Below are 692 nucleotides of genomic sequence, written 5' to 3' on the forward strand. Positions count from 1 at the left end.
AGGTGAGCAGGCTGCTGACTGCGAAACCGAACCGGAAGAACTAGCGCAGGTAGATCGGGAGCTTGGGCGGGGACAGATCACGATAACCCTTATCTGGGGAGAACTCCAGGCGTACCCGTGAGTAGGGCTTGCCCGAAAGGCGGGGCGGAATGCGGTAACGCATGACGTGCCTGGAGAATGCAGCAGAAGTTGTACTACCGCCGCCAAGTCCAATGGCGACGGGAAGAACCGAACGTCAACAGTCAAGGAACGAACCACCGATGACCTCAGAACCACCCAGCGCAGAACAACTCGCCTTCGATTTCGTCGAAGCGGATCACGCTGCTGCAAACATCCCGACGGATGATTCGGACCTGGCGGCCATCGAGAAGTCAGCCTTGGGCGATGATGCTTACAATCTGATGGAAGCGATTGTCGATGAAGTCAACATGGAAATGGCTTGGGCGAGAGTGAAGGCCAACCGTGGAGCCCCTGGGCCCGACGGTCTAACGGTCGAAGACTTTCCCGAGTGGTTTGCTCCGCGTTGGCAAAACATTCGTCGGCAACTACTCGATGGCACCTACCGCCCGGAACCTGTTCGGCGGAAGACCATCCTCAAACCCGATGGCGGCACGAGAGAGCTCGGAATTCCAAACTTGCTCGATCGTGTCATTCAAACCGCCATTGTGTTAGTTCTCACGCCGATCTTCGAT

The 692-nt window shown here is 56.9% G+C and carries 1 pseudogene; it reads left to right on the forward strand.

Annotation, left to right across the window (positions count from 1 at the left end):
- Window positions 1-260 precede the first annotated feature (260 nt).
- Window positions 261-692 (forward strand): annotated as a pseudogene (locus RMSM_RS00690) (hypothetical protein); the annotation flags it as partial.

This window comes from Rhodopirellula maiorica SM1, assembly GCF_000346295.1.
GTDB classification, from domain to species: Bacteria; Planctomycetota; Planctomycetia; order Pirellulales; family Pirellulaceae; genus Novipirellula; species Novipirellula maiorica.